Origin of the sequence: Aeromonas sp. QDB20 (assembly GCF_027707805.1) — a bacterium.
In the GTDB taxonomy this organism is placed as follows: domain Bacteria; phylum Pseudomonadota; class Gammaproteobacteria; order Enterobacterales; family Aeromonadaceae; genus Aeromonas; species Aeromonas dhakensis.
Genome location: NZ_JAPCJC010000004.1, coordinates 282,043 through 298,832 on the forward strand (window position 1 = coordinate 282,043; position 16,790 = coordinate 298,832).

Here is a 16,790-nt window from a genome sequence, read left to right on the forward strand (position 1 = left end):
CAGCATACCATCCTGCTTTCGTGGGATCTGCCCACCGCTTTCACCCCTGTGTAAAAGGAGTTCTCGTGATCAACGGTCTGGAGCACGACATCCAACTGCTGTTTTCCCAGTTCCTGGGCTGGTTGCTGCTGCTGTTTCACACCGTGATCGTGGCGGGGGTCTCATTGCGGGTGGTGATGAAGCGTCGTCCCATCGGGGTCTCGCTCGCCTGGCTCGCCCTCATCTATGCCATCCCGTTTGCCGGGGTCGGCTTCTACGTGCTGTTTGGCGAAATTCGCCTCGGCCGGCGGCGCGCCGAGCGGGCCCAGGCCATGTACCGCCCTTATGCCATCTGGATCCGCCAGCTGGCCCGGCTCTTCCCCCAGCACTGCTGCGAGGTGGGGGAGAAGGCCCAGCCGCTGCACGATCTGATCCAGGGGCGGTTGGCCATGCCCATGCTCTCCGGCAACCGGATGACGTTGCTCAGCAAGCCGGAAGCCATCCTGCGCGAGATAGTGCGCGACATCCGCCAATCCTCCCAGTCCTGCTACCTGGAGTTCTACATCTGGCACCCGGGCGGCGACACCGACGAGGTGTGTGAAGCCTTGATGGAAGTGGCGGCGCGCGGCGTGGATTGTCGCTTGCTGCTCGATTCCATGGGCAGCAAGACCTTCTTCCGCTCGCCCTGGCCGAAGAAGCTGCGCAAGGCGGGGGTCAAGCTGGTGGAGGTGCTGCCGGTCGGGGCCTGGCGCATCCCGTTCCAGCGTCAGGATTTGCGCATGCACCGCAAGCTGGTGGTGATCGACGACCGGGTCGGTTACACCGGCTCCATGAACATGGTGGATCCCCGCTTCTTCAAGCAGAACGCCGGGGTCGGCCAGTGGGTCGACATCATGATCCGGGTACAGGGCCCCATGGTGCCGCTGATGTGGTCGATCTTCGTCTGGGACTGGGAGATGGAGACCGGCGAGCGGCTGCTCGACAGCCTGCAGCACGAGCCGGAGGCCTGGCCCCAGAGCAACTACCGGGCCCAGCTCATCCCGTCCGGCCCCTTCGTCGGCGGCGACTGCATCCAGCAGAGCCTGCTGCTGGCCATCTACCAGGCCCGCCACCATCTGGTGCTGACCACCCCCTACTTCGTGCCGGACGATCCGCTGGCGGCGGCGCTCTCCTCGGCGGCGGCCCGCGGCGTGCAGGTGCAGCTGGTGCTGCCGGCGCGCAACGACTCCATCATGGCCAATTACGCCTGCAATGCCTTCATGGAGGAGTTGCTGGAGGCGGGGGTGGAGATCTACCGCTACGACGCCGGCCTGCTGCACACCAAGAGCGTGCTGGTGGATGACGATTTCGCCCTGGTGGGGACGGTCAACCTGGATCGGCGCAGTCTCTGGCTCAACTTCGAGGTGACCCTGCTCATCGACAATCCGGTGTTCGTCGCCGAGATGACCCAGCTGGTGCAGGGCTACATGGTGGAGGCGACGCCCATGTCGCTGGCCAGGTGGCGGGCACGCCCCTGGTACAAGAAGGCCATGGAGAACATGTTCTATCTGTTCAGCCCCTTGTTGTGACATCACTTAATTGTGGTCGGCGCCGAATTGCGCTTGCCTCCCCCCGAACTTGCCCCGTAGAGTGCGGCAATCACTCCCTGGAGAACGGAATAAAGATGAAGAAGCGAGTAGCGCTGGCCGTCACGGCGGCCTTGGTGGTGGGTGGGCTGGGTGCCTGCTGGTACACGGGCAACGCGTTCGACCGCATCATGGCCGAGCAGATCGCCAAGGTGAAGCAGGAGAGCGGCATCGAGCTGAGCTGGCAGCCGGGTTCGAGCAACCTGTTCACCCGCGACGGCGTGCTGAAGATGGTGATCACCCCGCAGACCCTGGCCAGCCTGGATGGTCAGCTGGAGGGGAGCGAGCCGGTCGAGGTGCAGTTCATCGTCGACAGCCGCATCCTGCCGCTCTACATCAAGAGCAACATGCTGCTCGACACCAGGCAAGGTTCGCTGGCGCCCGTGTTCAGCGCCTTCAAGATGGAGCAGTGGCAGTTTGGTATCGAGTCGGTCAGCAGCCTGTGGACTTCCAGCAACAGCAGCCGCTTCTGGGCCAACGAGTTCAAGGTCAAGCAGGGGCTCGACGAGTTCAGCTTCCTGCCGATGAAGGGTGACTATCACGGCGATCTGGAAGGCAATGGCCACCTCACCTTCCACTGGCAGGGCATGACCCTGCACGAAGAGCAGAACAAGATGGACATGGTGCTGGCCGAGCTCAAGGGCAGTGCCGACATGGCCGAGATCCGCGGCATCTGGCTCTCTCCCCGCAGCGACATGACTCTCTCCGCGCTGTCGGTGCAGCTGCCGGACAACGTCAAGTTCTCCCTGCAGGGGCTGACCTCCGAGACCCAGCTGGCTGGGGATGATGCCCAGACCCTCTCCAGCAGCTACCAGATGAAGGTGGATACCCTCAATCTGGAGAACGAGGCGGACAACCTGGCGCTGACCCAGAGCAAGCTGGCCCTCAATCTGAAGGGGCTGGATCTGGAAGGCTATCAGGCGCTGCAGGCCTCCAGCGGCCAGGGCGTGGAAGAGGAGGCTATTCAGCAGGCGCTGGACAAGATGCTCAAGCGTGGCGCCACGCTGGAGCTGGTGGACTTGAGCTCCCATCTCAACGGCGAACCGGTGGCCATGAAGGGCGACATCAAGCTGGCGAGCACCTCGCTCGAGCAGCTGTTCAACAGCGAAGAGGGGATGCACGCCCTCTCCGGCCTGCTGCACGCCAACCTGAGCGGCAAACTGGGCAAGGCGGTGCCGCAGCTGGCACCCATGCTGGATCAGTTCGCGGCCATGGGGTATCTCAAGGCAGACAAGGAGCAGCTGACGGCCGAGATCAAGCTCGACAAGGGCGCCATGACCATCAACGATCTGCCGCTCTGATTGACGTCTCGTCAGTGCACATGGAACAAAGGCTCCCGCGGGAGCCTTTGTCGTTTTCAGGGGCCGGAATTACTTGAACACCACCGTCTTGTTGCCGTAGACGAACACCCGTTCGTTCAGCACTAGCTCGAGGGCCCGGCTCAGCACGGACTTCTCCACGTCGCGGCCGGCCTTGGCCATGTCGTCGGCACTGAAGGTGTGATCGACGTGGATCACATCCTGCTCTACGATGGGGCCCTCATCCAGATCGTCGGTGACGAAGTGGGCGGTGGCACCGATCAGCTTGACCCCGCGATCGAAGGCCTGACGATAGGGGCGGGCACCGATGAAGGCGGGCAGGAAGGAGTGGTGGATGTTGATGATCTTGCGTGGATAGGCCTCGACGAAACTCGGGGTCAGCACCCGCATGTACTTGGCCAGCACCACGTAGTCGGGCTGGTAGCCGTCGATGATGGCGCGCACCTGCTCTTCATGCTCGGTGCGGCTCAGATCCTCGTGGCTGACGGTGTGGAACGGAATGTCGAACTTGCCGGTCAGCTCGGCGAGGGTGTCGTAGTTGCCGATCACCGCCACTATGTCCATGTCCAGCGCACCGGCGTAGTTTTTCATCAGGATGTCGCCGAGGCAGTGGGTCTCCTTGGTCACCAGGATGACGATGCGCTTCTTGCCGGCCTTGACCAGCCGGCGCTGGGCGCCGGCGGGCAGGGCATCATCGAGGTCGGCCAGCAGGGTCTCGTCGTTGAAACGCCCCTCCAGCTCTGTGCGCATGAAGAAGCGGCCGTTTTCGTGATCCACGAACTCGTCGTTCTTGTTGATGTTGAGCTGATGCTTGTAGCAGATGTTGGTGATCTTGGCGATGAGGCCCTTGGCGTCCGGGCAGTCCGTCAGCAGTATTTTCTTTTCCATCTCTGTCATGATTCCGTTGGTGTTGTTGGCGCCTGAGTCTGCGCAGGCCGCGCGTTTTTTCTGGCACTATGCCACAAACAAAATCAGAAAGGACAGCGCGCCGTGCATCCGGGCGATCCGTGCCCAGGAGCAGGCATGCTATTCATCCTTGATGGGTTTTGTGCTGGTATCCGGCGCCGTTTTTCTTTAGGCTGTCTGCGCTTATTCTCAGGGCGGGGTGAAATTCCCCACCGGCGGTATCCCGATTTGACTCGGGGAGCCCGCGAGCGCCCGACCCGGTTTTCAGCCGGGACGGGGTCAGCAGATCCGGTGAGATGCCGGAGCCGACGGTCACAGTCCGGATGAAAGAGGATAAGACAGACTATTGCAGGCAAGCCCCCCGCGGGCCGGCCGCTGCATGCCTATCTCTGTCTGCCTTTCCATGCCCTGATTCTGGTCCTTGTCTTGTTTAGGAGTCTTACCATGAATCAGTCTCTTCTCAGTGAATTTGGTGATCCCATTGCCCGTGTCGAAGCGGCGCTGGCAGCTCTGCGTGCCGGCCGCGGCGTGCTGGTGGCCGACGATGAAGATCGGGAGAACGAAGGGGATCTCATCTTCGCCGCCGAATCCATGACCAATGAACAGATGGCCATGATGATCCGCGAGTGCTCCGGCATCGTCTGCCTCTGCCTGACCGACGAGCGGGTACGCCAGCTCGAACTGCCGATGATGGTGGAGGCCAACTCCAGCCACTATCAGACCGCCTTCACCGTGACCATCGAGGCGGCGCAGGGGGTGACCACCGGCGTCTCGGCGGCCGATCGCATCACTACCATCCGGGCCGCCATCGCCGACGGTGCCAGACCCTCCGACCTGCATCGCCCGGGCCACGTCTTCCCGCTGCGGGCCCGCACTGGCGGGGTGTTGACCCGCCGCGGCCATACCGAAGCCACGGTCGATCTGATGCAGCTTGCCGGGCTCAAACCCTTCGGTGTGTTGTGCGAATTGACCAAGGAAGATGGCTCCATGGCCCGCTTGCCGGATCTGGTGGCATTTGGCCGCCGCCATGACATGCCGGTGCTGACCATCGAGGATCTGGTGCAGTATCGTCAGTTGCTGTCAGAACGTTCAGCCTGAGCCTCATACGAAATTGTAATAAGCACAAAATTTGGTTACGCTTTGTGCGAACCTCATCCAGTGACCCTTATTTTTGACTGAACTTTGCACAAAAAGTGTACGTTTAAAAAAAAATGAGGGTTTTAATGCATTTATCTGTGATGGGGCCTATCCAAACTATGATTTTTTTGTGCCATAATCACGCCGCTTGCTAAACGTCTGGCGAGTTAAAGGGAGCTTTTAAAATGAAAAAAATGTTGTTGGTAGGTGTTGTTGGTCTGTCCGCTCTGCTGGGCGGTTGTGCAAACACCAGCGAACTGGAAACTTCCGTTCAGAATCTGTCTAACAAAGTTGACCAACTGGCTCAAGATGTTAGCGCTGTTCGTGCTGATCAGTCCAAGATCGCTGCTGATGTTGCAGAAGCCAAGCAAGAAGCTATGCGTGCTAACCAGCGCATCGACAACATGGCTACTTCCTACAAGAAGTAATCCATGCGAAAAAAATGGCGCAGTTATGCGCCATTTTTTTTTGCCTGAAATTCATCAAATTCCCGCATTTTCCTCGCTGATCCCCGCCTGACAAGGCAATGCCGATCGCTCGGCATCACCCCGTTGCTCATCTTCCTTTCAAGTCAGTAGAGCAGGCTGTAGAGCTTGCGACGGTAACCCTGTGCCGCCGGGTTGGATCCCATGGTGGTCAGGATGTCGAGATAGGTCTTCTTGGCATCGCCGAAGGCGAGATCCCGCTTGAGGATGGTGAACAACAGCGCCAGCGCTTCTTCCTGGCGGCCGGCCTGGCTGTATTGCACCGCCAGCTCCTGGGCCAGGGCAAAGTTGTCAGGCTCCTGCTGGTGGCGGGCTTCCAGCGCCCGCAGCTCCGGGCTGTCCGCGGCCTGTTGGGCCAGCGCCAGACGGGAGACAAGCGTCTGGTAGTGGTCATCCTGGGCGATCATCGGGATCTTGCCGAGCAGCTCCTGAGCCTCATCAAGCAGATTGAGATCGAGTGCCGCCTGGGTCAACCACAGACTGATGTCGTGGCGATCCGGTGCCAGCTGATGGGCCTTGCCGAAGTGGCCATAGGCCACGCTCGTCTGGCCGTCCGCCAGTGCCTGTTGCCCCTGTTCGAGCAGCAGCTCCTCCTCCTTGGGGGCGAAGGCGGCGAAATAGCCGCGCAGGGTGGCCTCGTCCTGCGGGCCTTCCAGAATGGCCTGCTCGTCAGGGCGGCCCTGATGGAACAGCACCAGCGCCGGCAGGGCGCGCAGACCGAGCTGACCGGCCAGCGGTTGCAGCTGCGGATCGTTCATGTCGACCTTGGCCAGGGTCACCTGGGGATTGGCCGGGCCGACCAGCGCCTCCACCTGCGGGGTCATGGCCTGACACTCCGGCATCTGGGGGGCGTGGAAATAGATGACGATCGGCTTTTTCATGGAAGCATCGATCAGGGCGGCTTGGAAATTCTGGGGATTGATGTCGACGATCATGAGGCTGACTCTTGGAAAATGGTGTGAGTTAACATGGGGTTGATGGGCACAGAATTCAAGCTGCCATCGAGCAGCCAGCCGTTGACGGCCAGGGTCGGCGCGGCCAGGCTGAGCCAGCCCTGGCCGATGGCCCAATCCTGCACCCGGTAATCCTGTTCATCGAGCTGGTTGTCGAGCCGCCACTCTTCCTCAGGCACGAAGCGCACCTTGTCGAGGCCGGCGGCGATGCCGGCGCCGTGGGCTTTCAGCACCGCCTCCTTGCGCGACCAGAGCCGATAGAAGGCCGACTCTTGCTCCGCTTCGGGCAGGGCGAGCAGCCACTCATATTCACTGCGTGCATAAAAGCGGCGCGCCAGTGGCAGAGTCTGGCGGCGGCGCTGACCCATCTCGATGTCGACCCCGAGCGGGCCGGCGGCGCAGAGGGCGATCACCAGCCAATCCCCGCTGTGACTGAGGTTGAACTGCCAGCGTTCGTCGCTCAGCACAGGTTTACCGTGCGGGTTGCTGGCAAATTGCAGTGCATCGGGGTTGCACTGCAGCCGCTCGGCCAGCAGCCGTCGCAGCAGCCCGCGGCTGAGCAGGTACTCCTGGCGGCGCAACGGCTGGCCAATCGCCTGCCATGCCTGCCGTTCGGCGGGGGAGAGCAGGGTTTGCAGCAGAGTCAGCTGCTCGGCGTCGACCTTTGCCGGTTTTAACAAATAGAGATCCACAGAGATCATAATTTTTCACTTTAAAAGAGCGGCGAAACAGCGATAAAAGTCAGTTTAATCCGGTCAGGACGGCTTCTTTCGAGATTGTATATTGTTTGGCCACGATCACATTAATCAGGAAAAATAATGCATTTCCTTGCCGAAATGTGAGGTCGATAGGGATTTTCGCTTGCCTCGATAGAATTCTTGGATATAGTCGGGTGCTGTTGCCTTATAAATTGCCCGTTCGGGCCGTATTTTAACAAGTTTTACTATTTTGCGGGGATAAAGGATTGCGCCACCTGATGCTACTGCTGGTCGCGCTCGGAATGGTGGGTTGTGCCTCGGCACCCCAGCCCGAGGTTGCGAGCAAGATCGAAGTTTCCATGATGGAACCCGTAATTGAACCGGAAGCTTCACAAACCCCAGATGTAAACGAAATCCTGACTGTATACAAAGAGTGGCGCGGCGTACCTTACCGCATGGGAGGCAGCAGCCAGCGTGGCATCGATTGTTCCGCTTTTGCCCGTGAAGTGTTCCGCAACGCCGTCGGCATCGAACTTCCCCGCGATACCCGCTCCCAGGTCCATGAAGGCACCCGAGTCTCCAAGCAGGATCTGGTCGAAGGGGATCTGGTCTTCTTCAAAATCAATCGCCGCCTCAACCACGTCGGCATTTATGTGGGCAATGGCGAGTTCATCCACGCCTCCACTCGGGCCGGGGTAACCCGCTCCAAGCTCGACAGCTCTTATTGGCGCAGCAAGTTCTGGCAGGCACGCCGGATCGACATCTGAGTCAGGCTGGACAAACGGCTCGCAGTACGGACTGTTTTTCCAACCTCACTTGAACCGGGCTCCCGCAGCCCGGTTTTTTATGGCTGCGATTTAGACTTTCGGGGGCCGAATCACTATAGTGTGGGCCCGTTTTTTCCCCGGCAGGCCCAGCATGAAGACCCGTTCAGACCATAAATCCGGATTGCACCCGCGCAATCGCCACCAGGCTCCCTACGACTTTGCCGCGCTCTGCCTGCGTACTCCCGAGCTGCAGCCCTTCGTCTTCGTCAATCCCTACGGCGCCAGCACCATCGACTTTGCCGACCCCGCCGCCGTCAAGGCGCTGAACAAGGCCCTGCTGGCACTGCATTACGGTATCCAGCACTGGGATCTGCCGGCTGGCTACCTTTGTCCGCCCATTCCTGGGCGTGTGGACTATCTGCACAGAGTGGCTGACTTGCTGGCCGAGAGCGCGGGCAAGGTGCCGACCGGCAAGGGCGTGCGGGTGCTGGATGTTGGGGTGGGGGCGAACTGTATCTACCCCCTGCTGGGCGCCCGCGAATATGGCTGGCGCTTCGTCGGCTCCGACATCGACCCGGTGTCGGTCAAGGCCGCCTCTCTGCTGGCCAACAGCAACGGGTTGGGCAGCCAGATCGAGTGTCGCCTGCAGTGCAGGGCCGGCGACATCTTTCAGGGCATAGTGGCGCCGCGCGAGCGTTTCGCGCTGACCCTCTGCAACCCTCCCTTTCACGCGTCGCTGGCGGAGGCGAGCAAGGGGACTGAGCGCAAGCTGCGCAATCTGGGCAAGGAGGTCAAGGACAAGCCGGTGCTCAACTTCGGCGGCCAGAAGGCCGAGCTCTGGTGCGAAGGGGGAGAGGCCGCCTTTCTGGCCGCGATGATCAACCAGAGCCGGGCCTTTGCCGAACAGTGCCTCTGGTTCAGCTCGCTGGTATCGAAAAAGGATAATCTGCCGGCGGCGAAGAAGGCGCTGACCCGGGTCGGTGCTCGTCAGGTGCGGGTGCTCGAGATGGCGCAGGGCAACAAGGTGAGCCGGGTGCTGGCCTGGACCTTCTTCGATGAGGCAGGGTGCCGCGAGTGGTGGTCAGCAGCGCGCTGATCTCCACACAGGCCCGTGACGGGCCTTTTTCATCTCAATGCCAACATGATCGGATAAAAAACAGGCAATCGTTTTCTTCGTTGGTTCATCATGCTGTTATGTAGCTATCCTGTAGTGATTTTTGCCTTGGTACAGCTGTACGCCGAGATTTTTTTGCACTTTCAGCTGTAACTTTAATAAAATAGGACTGGTTAGACCTCTTTACAGGCTTTGAATCGAATAGGGATCGGTACATGAAAGTTGTCGATTTTCTGAAGCGCAAGCGCGAAATTCTGGCGCAGCACCCCTTTGAGCTCAAGGATTGGCTCTCCCCGGCTATCCGCGACTACTGGCGTGAGTTTCAGCAAAAGGCACACCTCCACCCTCTGCTGGGGCGAGTGCTGGATTTGCAGGGCGACAACCAGTCCATGCTGCAGCAGCAGGGTGCGGCCCAGGCCGTCAACGGCCAGCCCGTGCCACCGCAAGAGTCGATCATCGAACTCGACGGTGAGGCGGCGACCCTGTTTGCCACCTTGCAGGCGCGCATCGGTGAAGAGACCCACGTGGGCGAATGGCTGCATGTCAGCCAGCAGATGATCGATCAGTTTGCCGCCGTGACTGGGGATCATCAGTGGATCCACACCAACCCCGAGCGTGCCGCCGCCGAATCGCCGTTCAAGACCACCATCGCTCACGGCTTCCTGACTCTGGCCCTGCTGCCGCAGCTGACCGGCTCGGTGGACGAGGCCAATCCGGAGTTTCCGACCGCCCGTATGGTGGTGAACTTCGGTCTGGATCAGGTTCGTTTCCCGTACCCCATCAAGGTGGACAGCAACATCCGCGCGCGCACCAAGCTGGCTCGGGTTACCCCGATCAAGGGCGGGTTGGAGCTGCTCAAGGAGATCAAGGTGGAGATCGAGGGGGTACGCCGCCCCGGCTGCGTCATCGAGTCTGTCACCCGACTCTACTTCTAGGCCGCGGCTCACCCCCAGTCTTGCCAAAAATCAGGCCCACCTAGGTGGGCCTGATTTTTTTTGTGGCTGCTGGGTCATCTGTGATCGGTCTGGCTCAGAAACTGGCTCCCAGAGTGAGCAGGTGGCGCCACTCCTTGCTGCTTTTGAGCTCGAAGCCCGGCAAGTGGATGCGATAGTCTTGCCAGTCGAGCTCGCTCGACCAGGAGAGGCGCAGGTGATCGTTGAAGTAGTAGCGTACTCCCAGGTTGCCTTGCACTGTCTGCTCCCGGGTGATGTAGGGCGAGGGCTGGTCCAGATAGCGCTTGTAGCCGCCCTTGCTGAACAACTCCAGCTTCTCCGACCAGAGGTCGACGGGTTGACGATAGTCCCAGCCAAGGCCCAGCAGGGGATAGTTGATGATCCTGTCGTTGAACAGGCTGATGATGAAGAGGGTGTTGAGGTCATCCGGTCTGGTGTATGAGCGCTCCAGCCCGGCCTGGCCGATCAGCTCCAGTCGCCGCCGCTTGTCGTTCCAGAACCGGTAGCCAGGGCCAGAGGAGTAGGCAAGGCTCATGTAGTCGGCTTCCAGCATGCGATATTCGAAGTCGACGGCTGAGCGCAGAAACCAGTTTTGGTCGAAGAAAAAGTCCAACATGGGTTGGAGCCGGTACTCATGGCTGTTGGTGACGTTGTTGGCGGTCTCGTAGATGTACTCCCCGTCCAGCGTATAACGCCAGTCGAGGTTGGCCACCTCGGTGGATGCCTTCAGGTTGACGTTGTTGGTCTTCTTGTCGTTGTGCTTGAGCTTGACGTTCAGATCGCCGCTGCCACTCCACAGCCAGGCCTTCTGATCATCCGGCGTCAGGGCGAGCAGGGTAATGCCGCTCTTGACGGTCGGTTTCGGCTTGTCCTGCTTCTCGATGCGCCAGCGCTTGACCGCCTCGCGTTTGACCGTGACGGGCTCGCTATAAGGGAGCGCGATGCGCACCTCCTCGTCACCTATCTCCTCTATGGTGCCGGTCAGCCGGTCACCGTTGTCCATCCAGAGGATGTCGGCCAGAGCCGCCGGGCTCAGCAGCAGGGCAAGCAGGCAAAAAACGCGGTAGCTCATGAAGATCCTCGTGAACATGGTTGGCTATCAGCCGCTGACGGGACGGGGAATGCCGTTCTTGCTGTTGAGCGCGCTGGCAGCCTTGTCCCCGTCGACTTCTGGTTTGGCGATGAAGGCCTGCGCCTCGGCGGAGAGGATCAGCGGGGCGCCCTGTTTCAGCTCCAGCTCGGTGCGAGAGAGGGGAGAGTGAACCTCCAGCCAGTGGCGGCCATCGGGCTCGATGGCGGTCTTGACCGGCTGGTTGATCACCCGCACCTGAGTGCCGACGGGGACAATCTTGAACAGGGCCTCGATGTCGTCAGGACGCAGTCGAATGCAGCCGGCACTGACCCGCAGGCCAACGCCGAAATCCTTGTTGGTGCCGTGAATGAGATAGTCCTGCTTGCCATAGCCAAGGCGCATGGCGAACTTGCCGAGGGGGTTGTCGGGGCCTGGTGGCACGACCGCCGGCAGGGTGATCCCTTTTTGTTCCAGCCAGGATTTGCGCACCATGGGGCCGGGCACCCAGGTTGGATTGGGGTTCTTGGCAATGATGGTGGTGGTCATTTCGGGAGTCTCCCGCCCTATGTCACCGATGCCGATGGGCAGCACCATCACCTCGTTCTTGCCCTTGGGGAAATAGTAGAGGCGCAGCTCCGGCAGATTGATCACTATGCCTTCGCGGGGCACGTCCGGCAGCAGCATCTGGGTCGGCAGGGTCAGCCGGGTGCCCGGCTTGGGCAAATAGGGGTCGACTCCCGGATTGGCTTCCAGCAGCGCCAAAAAACCAATCTGGGTGTGCTTGCCGATGAGCTCGAGATGTTCATCTGGCTGGACTATGTAGTCCTCCAGCTCGCCGATCAGGCGGCTGCCTGCCGGGGGCAGTGGATAGGTGGTAGCCAAGGCCGGAGCCGTCAGCAGGCTGGCGGTCAGTGCCAGCAATGAGAGGGTTCGTGCGATGAACATGTACTTCCTGTCTGATTGGATGAGAGGCCGCGCCGCGACCTCCTGGGAAAAAGGGGGAAATTGTCAGTCAAATGCGCGCCGATTGCCAGCCTGGCCGACAAGGGCTGCAGCCGGGTCCCTGCACGGCAATCCGTCATGTTGACCCTGTCTTGCCTGTTTTTAATGCAAAGCCAAGTCATCTGCAATGAGCAGAGGAACGCTGACTGGAGGGGGATGGCGGTTCAGCGCCATCGAATGCACGGGACGCAATGCAGGGGGCTGATCGCCCTGGATTGGGTACCAGTACCGGGAGCGACAGGCTCGGACGCCCGTTTGCCTGGTGTGTACTTATCTGCTGGTTTTGTGTGCAGTTGTTTGATCTTTAAAGAGATTCAAGTTGATTTCCAGAGGCGGCTCCGGTAACAATGAAGCCCCGTGGAGAGATGCCGGAGTGGCCGAACGGGATTGACTCGAAATCAATTGTGGCAGCAATGCCACCCAGGGTTCGAATCCCTGTCTCTCCGCCATCTTCAAGGCCCAACCTGTCTGACAGGTTGGGCTTTTTCATTTTGTGATTTTTATAGTACGCCATTAGAAGGTGCTCCCGAACCCCGCCCCTGGTTCATAGACTGTTGCCTCCCTGCACCTCTGTCCGCCTCCATTGCGTCCATGTTGGCAATGGAGGAAGCCGTCAGACCGATGCTGAGACAGAGTCCCAGCAGGGCCAGCGTTGCTGGCATCCTGACATTGGGATGGTGAAAGTCCACCTAGGTCAGATAGCAGAGTGCGGCCGCAGAGATTGCCAGCGATGAGCTGGCGACGGTGCGCAGGCTACAGAGGTTGAAGAGGTAACCTGCGTTCGGGCCGCCCACGGCGGCTGCGGCCATGATGGGGATGATGAACATGCCGGCTTGTAGTGGCGTGTTGCCCAGCACGTATTGCAGCGCCTGCGCCAGGGTCAGCTCGACCCCCGTCAGGGCGCCGAGGATAAGCAGCAGCGCCTGGCCCAATCCCCATCTACCCGACGTCGTCCGTTCGATTGGCGGCAATAGGATGAATACCAGCGGCGCGACCAACAGCATGACCGGGACATAGATAAAAAAGGTCGATCCCCGTCAGTAGTGGGCCAGCCGCACTCCGCCGATCAACGGCCCGAGGACCGTCCCGCAACCCTAACTGTTTCCCACTGGCCCAGCGCAATGGCACGCTCATTTTCCTCTTGGAAGGTGCGACGTATGGTGCCCAGCACGCAGGGCATGATCATCGCGCCCACCAGGGCCAGCAGCCCCTGTGCATTGGTGAGCATGTCTGGCGTCGGCGCAAAGGTGGCCAACAGGGAAGCCATCCCGAAGATGGCAAGCCCGGTCGGTGAGCAGCACACGCCGGTTGCCGATACGATCCGCCAGAGTGCCCATGGCCACCAGCAGTCCCGGCATCAGCAGCGGATAGATGTCGATGATCCACAGTACCTCGGTAGCGGATGCACCGAGGGCCTGGGTCAGCGAAGGTACGGCAATGTGCAATATGGTCATGTCGATGACTACCGGCAAGAAGGCCAGGAGGATCAGCCAGCGGCGTTGAGTGTCAGAAAACATGGCGTGGCTCCTCCGTAATGGTGGGTGAATGAGGGCTGGCAACGCAGACCTCAACCAGAGCTGTCTGGCGGCCCTCGTTCAGGCCGCACAACAGGCTCAGGGGGCAAAGCCTGGCCATTATTGCTCTCCCCATTGCTGAGCACGCCGGGCCAGCCAGACCTGCAGGCGCTCCTGCGCCCCGATGATGAAGACAAAGAAGACCGGCACGAAGAAGATGGCCAGCAGGGTGCCGCTGATCATGCCGCCGAACACGCCGGTGCCGATGGCATGCTGGGTCTCCGCGCTGGCGCCGCTGGCGAGCATCAGCGGCACCACGCCGAGGGTGAAGGCGAGCGACGTCATCAAGATGGGGCGCAGACGCAGGCGTGCGGCGGTCACCGCGGCATCAAGCAGCGTGCGACCCTCGGTGTGCAACTGGCGCGCAAACTCCACGATGAGGATGGCGTTCTTGGCCGACAGCCCGATGATGGTGATCATGCCCACCTTGAAGAAGACGTCGTTGGGCATGCCGCGCAGCATCACTGCCGCCACGGCACCGAGCAGGCCCAGGGGGACCACCAGCATCACGGAGAGCGGGATGGACCAGCTCTCGTAGAGCGCGGCCAGCACCAGGAAGACCACCAGCGCCGACAGCAGCATCAGCATGGGGGCCTGGGCCGCCGACTGGCGCTCCTGCAGCGACTGCCCCGTCCAGGCCAGGGCAAAGCCTGGCGGCAGCTGTGCCACCAGACGCTCCATTTCCGCCATCGCGGCGCCGCTGGAAACCCCGGGGGTGGCACTCCCGGAGAGACGCACGGCAGGGAAGCCCTCGAAGCGCATCATCTGCTGCGGCGACTGGTGCCAGGTTGGCGTCACCACCTCCCGCAGGGGCACCATGCCGCCGCTGGCATTGCGCACCCGCAGGCTGAGCACGTCATCGAGTTGCATGCGCGCCTTGGCATCGGCCTGCAGAATGACCTGCTGCATGTGCCCGCCGTTGGGGAAGTCGTTGATGTAGAGCGACCCCATCGCCGCCGACAGGGTGCTGCTCACGCTGGTGAACGAGAGTCCCATGGCCTCGGCTTTCTGCCGGTTAATCTCGAGGTGAATGCTCTCGCCGGGGGGCAGGCTGTCCGGATAGACATCGCTCACCAGCTCGCTTTGGGTGGCCAGTGCCAGCAGTTGCGCCTGGGCGGCCAGCAGCGCGGCGTCCCCCTGGTTGGCCCTGTCCTGCAGGAAGAGCGTGAAACCCGAAGAGGTGCCCAGTTCGTCGATGGCGGGCGGCAGCAGGCTCATCACTGTGCCTTCCTTGCTGTTGGCCATGGCCGCCTGTGCCAGCTCTGCCTCTTCGGCAGCCGTGGCGCCATGACGCTGATCCCAGTCTTTGAGCATGGTGAAGGCCATGGCCGCATTGGGGCCGGCGCCGGAGAAGCTGAAGCCCTGCACCACCAGGTTGGTGTCCAGCACCTCGCGAGAGGCCACATGGGCCTCGAACTCCTTGATGACGGCCAGGGTGCGCTCGCTGGTGGCACCGGTCGGCAACTGGATGGAGGTCATGAAGTAGCCCTGATCCTCGTCCGGCAGGAAAGAGGAGGGCAGCTGGGCGGCGGCGATGGCCAGCACGGCGCAGAGGGCGCTGAAGGCCGCCATCATGCGTCCGCTGCGCCCGACCAGGCGGGTGACCCGAACGCCGTAGCTCGTCGTGAGTCGCTCGACGCCCCGGTTGAAGGCACCGAAGAAGCCGCGCTTCTCATGATGGCTCTGGCTGACCGGGCGCAGCAAGGTGGCGCAGAGCGCCGGCGTCAGGGTCAGGGCGAGGAAGGCGGAAATCAGGATCGAGACCGCCATCGACAGGGTGAACTGCTGGTAGATGACCCCCACTGAGCCGCTGCCGAACGCCATGGGGATGAACACCGCCGTGAGCACCAGGGTGATGCCGATCACCGCCCCGGTGATCTCCTTCATGGCTCGCGATGTCGCCTCACGGGGCGAGAGCCCCTGGGTGGCCATCAGGCGCTCGACGTTCTCCACCACCACGATGGCGTCGTCGACTATGATGCCGATGGCCAGCACCATGCCGAACATGGTCAGGGAGTTGATGGAAAAGCCGGCGAGCAGCATCACCGCGAAAGTGCCGAGCAGGGCTATGGGTGCGACGATGGCCGGGATCAGGGTGTAGCGCAGGTTCTGCAGGAAGAGGAACATCACCAGGAACACCAGCACCATGGCTTCCAGCAGGGTGTGGATCACCTTGTCGATGGAGACCTTGACGAAGGGGGCCGAGTCGAACGGGATCGAGTAGGCCATGCCCACCGGCAGGGTGGGGGCGAGCTGGGCGAGACGGGTGCGCACCGCATCGGCGGTGCGCACGGCGTTGGCACCCGGGGAGAGCTGGATGGCGGCGCTGGTGGCGGCCACGCCGTTCTCGCGGTTGGCAAAGGCGTAGGATTGCGCCCCCAGCTCGACCCGGGCGACATCGCCCAGCACCAGCTTGGCGCCATCGCCACCGGCCCGCAGCACGATGGCGGCGAACGCCTCTGGGGTCGTCAGTTGCCCCTCTACCGTGAGGGGGACCGTCAGGCGCTGCCCCGGCAGGGCGGGTTCGTCGCCGAGGCGCCCAGGCGCTATCTGCACGTTCTGCTGCTCGATGGCCTGCGCTACCTCGCTGATGGTCAGCCCGTAGGCGGCGAGCTTACCCGGATCCACCCAGATTCGCATGGCCTGCTCTGCGCCGAACAGCTGCACCCGTCCCACGCCCTCGATGCGGCGCAGCTCCTGGACGATATTGCGCGCCATGTAGTCGTTCAGCGCTATTTCATCGAAGCGGCCATCCGGTGAAGTCATGCCGACCATCATCAGAAAGCCGGACGAGGCGGACTCCACCTGCAGGCCGTTTTGCCGCACCGCCTGTGGCAAGCGAGGCTCGACCGCCTTGATGCGATTTTGCACGTCCATCTGGGCCAGCTCGGGGTCGGTGCCCGGCTTGAAGGTGGCGGTGATCTGCGCGCTGCCCGAGGTGTCCACCGACGACTCGAAGTAGAGCAGGTTCTTGACTCCCGACAGCTCGCGCTCGATAAGGCTCACCACCGCATCGTTCAGGGTCTGTGGCGTGGCGCCCGGATAGGTGGCATAGAGGGTCACCGACACCGGCGCCACCGAGGGATAGCGGGAGATGGGCAACTTGGGAATGGCGATGACCCCCGCCAGCACGATGAAGAGGGCTATCACCCAGGCAAACACCGGGCGATGAATGAAAAACTGCGGCATGAAAACGTCTCCGATTC

The 16,790-nt window shown here is 61.5% G+C and carries 15 protein-coding genes, 1 tRNA gene and 1 riboswitch; of the genes, 8 read left to right on the top strand and 8 right to left on the bottom strand.

Annotated elements, in window-relative coordinates:
- Positions 1-65 precede the first annotated feature (65 nt).
- Both cls and PG897_RS07035 read left to right on the top strand, forming a co-directional pair.
- A complete protein-coding gene (gene cls / locus PG897_RS07030) occupies positions 66-1,547 on the top strand; it encodes a cardiolipin synthase (protein WP_201880505.1) in 1,482 nt (493 codons plus the stop codon).
- Positions 1,548-1,642: 95 nt separating this feature from the next.
- Entirely contained in the window at positions 1,643-2,905 is a 1,263-nt protein-coding gene (locus PG897_RS07035; protein ID WP_201880508.1) for a DUF945 family protein, read from the top strand.
- A 69-nt stretch (positions 2,906-2,974) separates the two neighbouring features.
- On the opposite strand, the gene purU is transcribed toward PG897_RS07035, so the two are convergent.
- Positions 2,975-3,811: a formyltetrahydrofolate deformylase gene (gene purU / locus PG897_RS07040; RefSeq protein WP_011705222.1), complete on the bottom strand. Its 837-nt coding sequence runs from the start codon at positions 3,809-3,811 to the stop codon at positions 2,975-2,977.
- Positions 3,812-4,010: 199 nt separating this feature from the next.
- Positions 4,011-4,168, top strand: a riboswitch (FMN riboswitch).
- A gap of 105 nt (positions 4,169-4,273) precedes the next feature.
- On the opposite strand from purU, the gene ribB reads away from it, so the two are divergent.
- Together ribB and PG897_RS07050 are read left to right on the top strand one after the other, a co-directional pair.
- Positions 4,274-4,927: a 3,4-dihydroxy-2-butanone-4-phosphate synthase gene (gene ribB, locus PG897_RS07045; protein ID WP_005298666.1), complete on the top strand. Its 654-nt coding sequence runs from the start codon at positions 4,274-4,276 to the stop codon at positions 4,925-4,927.
- A gap of 224 nt (positions 4,928-5,151) precedes the next feature.
- On the top strand, positions 5,152-5,394 hold the full coding sequence (locus tag PG897_RS07050) for an Lpp/OprI family alanine-zipper lipoprotein (RefSeq protein ID WP_010634682.1): 243 nt from the start codon (positions 5,152-5,154) through the stop codon (positions 5,392-5,394).
- 143 nt (positions 5,395-5,537) lie between these two features.
- On the opposite strand, the gene PG897_RS07055 is transcribed toward PG897_RS07050, so the two are convergent.
- Positions 5,538-6,386, bottom strand: a complete 849-nt coding sequence (locus PG897_RS07055) for a tetratricopeptide repeat protein (RefSeq protein WP_019839645.1) — start codon at positions 6,384-6,386, stop codon at positions 5,538-5,540.
- Complete coding sequence (locus PG897_RS07060; RefSeq protein WP_201880519.1) at positions 6,383-7,105, bottom strand: 4'-phosphopantetheinyl transferase family protein; 723 nt, start codon at positions 7,103-7,105, stop codon at positions 6,383-6,385. Before PG897_RS07060 ends, PG897_RS07055 begins: the two co-directional genes overlap by 4 nt.
- A 275-nt stretch (positions 7,106-7,380) precedes the next feature.
- Here PG897_RS07060 and PG897_RS07065 point away from each other — a divergent pair, with 275 nt between their 5' ends.
- From PG897_RS07065 to PG897_RS07075, 3 genes are all read left to right on the top strand, one after another.
- Positions 7,381-7,869, top strand: a complete 489-nt coding sequence (locus PG897_RS07065; RefSeq protein WP_005298673.1) for a C40 family peptidase — start codon at positions 7,381-7,383, stop codon at positions 7,867-7,869.
- 151 nt (positions 7,870-8,020) lie between these two features.
- Positions 8,021-8,965, top strand: coding sequence for a 23S rRNA (adenine(1618)-N(6))-methyltransferase RlmF (gene rlmF, locus PG897_RS07070; RefSeq protein ID WP_043170858.1), 945 nt, complete (start codon positions 8,021-8,023; stop codon positions 8,963-8,965).
- Between the two features lie 233 nt (positions 8,966-9,198).
- Positions 9,199-9,918, top strand: a complete 720-nt coding sequence (locus PG897_RS07075; RefSeq protein ID WP_043170859.1) for a MaoC family dehydratase — start codon at positions 9,199-9,201, stop codon at positions 9,916-9,918.
- 94 nt (positions 9,919-10,012) lie between these two features.
- Here PG897_RS07075 and PG897_RS07080 read toward each other — a convergent pair whose 3' ends face one another.
- Entirely contained in the window at positions 10,013-11,008 is a 996-nt protein-coding gene (locus PG897_RS07080; protein WP_017785840.1) for a DUF481 domain-containing protein, read from the bottom strand.
- 27 nt (positions 11,009-11,035) lie between these two features.
- On the bottom strand, positions 11,036-11,953 hold the full coding sequence (locus PG897_RS07085) for a L,D-transpeptidase family protein (RefSeq protein ID WP_270828801.1): 918 nt from the start codon (positions 11,951-11,953) through the stop codon (positions 11,036-11,038).
- A 416-nt stretch (positions 11,954-12,369) separates the two neighbouring features.
- On the opposite strand from PG897_RS07085, the gene PG897_RS07090 reads away from it, so the two are divergent.
- Positions 12,370-12,459 (top strand) — tRNA-Ser (locus PG897_RS07090).
- A gap of 240 nt (positions 12,460-12,699) precedes the next feature.
- Here the strand turns inward: PG897_RS07090 and PG897_RS07095 are convergent.
- From PG897_RS07095 to PG897_RS07105, 3 genes are all read right to left on the bottom strand, one after another.
- Positions 12,700-12,942, bottom strand: a complete 243-nt coding sequence (locus PG897_RS07095; protein WP_052248715.1) for a hypothetical protein — start codon at positions 12,940-12,942, stop codon at positions 12,700-12,702.
- A gap of 198 nt (positions 12,943-13,140) precedes the next feature.
- Complete coding sequence (locus tag PG897_RS07100; RefSeq protein WP_196249025.1) at positions 13,141-13,527, bottom strand: hypothetical protein; 387 nt, start codon at positions 13,525-13,527, stop codon at positions 13,141-13,143.
- Between the two features lie 117 nt (positions 13,528-13,644).
- The gene (locus PG897_RS07105; protein WP_043170888.1) at positions 13,645-16,773 is read right to left on the bottom strand and encodes a multidrug efflux RND transporter permease subunit; all 3,129 of its coding nucleotides are present in this window, start codon (positions 16,771-16,773) and stop codon (positions 13,645-13,647) included.
- Between the last annotated feature and the right edge of the window lie 17 nt (positions 16,774-16,790).

Coding starts and splice junctions, on each gene's coding strand:
- PG897_RS07035 (WP_201880508.1), top strand. CDS start 1,643: ATGAAGAAGCGAGTAGCGCTGGCCGTCACGGCGGCCTTGGTGGTGGGT.
- purU (WP_011705222.1), bottom strand. CDS start 3,811: ATGGAAAAGAAAATACTGCTGACGGACTGCCCGGACGCCAAGGGCCTC.
- ribB (WP_005298666.1), top strand. CDS start 4,274: ATGAATCAGTCTCTTCTCAGTGAATTTGGTGATCCCATTGCCCGTGTC.
- PG897_RS07050 (WP_010634682.1), top strand. CDS start 5,152: ATGAAAAAAATGTTGTTGGTAGGTGTTGTTGGTCTGTCCGCTCTGCTG.
- PG897_RS07055 (WP_019839645.1), bottom strand. CDS start 6,386: ATGATCGTCGACATCAATCCCCAGAATTTCCAAGCCGCCCTGATCGAT.
- PG897_RS07060 (WP_201880519.1), bottom strand. CDS start 7,105: ATGATCTCTGTGGATCTCTATTTGTTAAAACCGGCAAAGGTCGACGCC.
- PG897_RS07065 (WP_005298673.1), top strand. CDS start 7,381: ATGCTACTGCTGGTCGCGCTCGGAATGGTGGGTTGTGCCTCGGCACCC.
- rlmF (WP_043170858.1), top strand. CDS start 8,021: ATGAAGACCCGTTCAGACCATAAATCCGGATTGCACCCGCGCAATCGC.
- PG897_RS07075 (WP_043170859.1), top strand. CDS start 9,199: ATGAAAGTTGTCGATTTTCTGAAGCGCAAGCGCGAAATTCTGGCGCAG.
- PG897_RS07080 (WP_017785840.1), bottom strand. CDS start 11,008: ATGAGCTACCGCGTTTTTTGCCTGCTTGCCCTGCTGCTGAGCCCGGCG.
- PG897_RS07085 (WP_270828801.1), bottom strand. CDS start 11,953: ATGTTCATCGCACGAACCCTCTCATTGCTGGCACTGACCGCCAGCCTG.
- PG897_RS07100 (WP_196249025.1), bottom strand. CDS start 13,527: ATGTTTTCTGACACTCAACGCCGCTGGCTGATCCTCCTGGCCTTCTTG.
- PG897_RS07105 (WP_043170888.1), bottom strand. CDS start 16,773: ATGCCGCAGTTTTTCATTCATCGCCCGGTGTTTGCCTGGGTGATAGCC.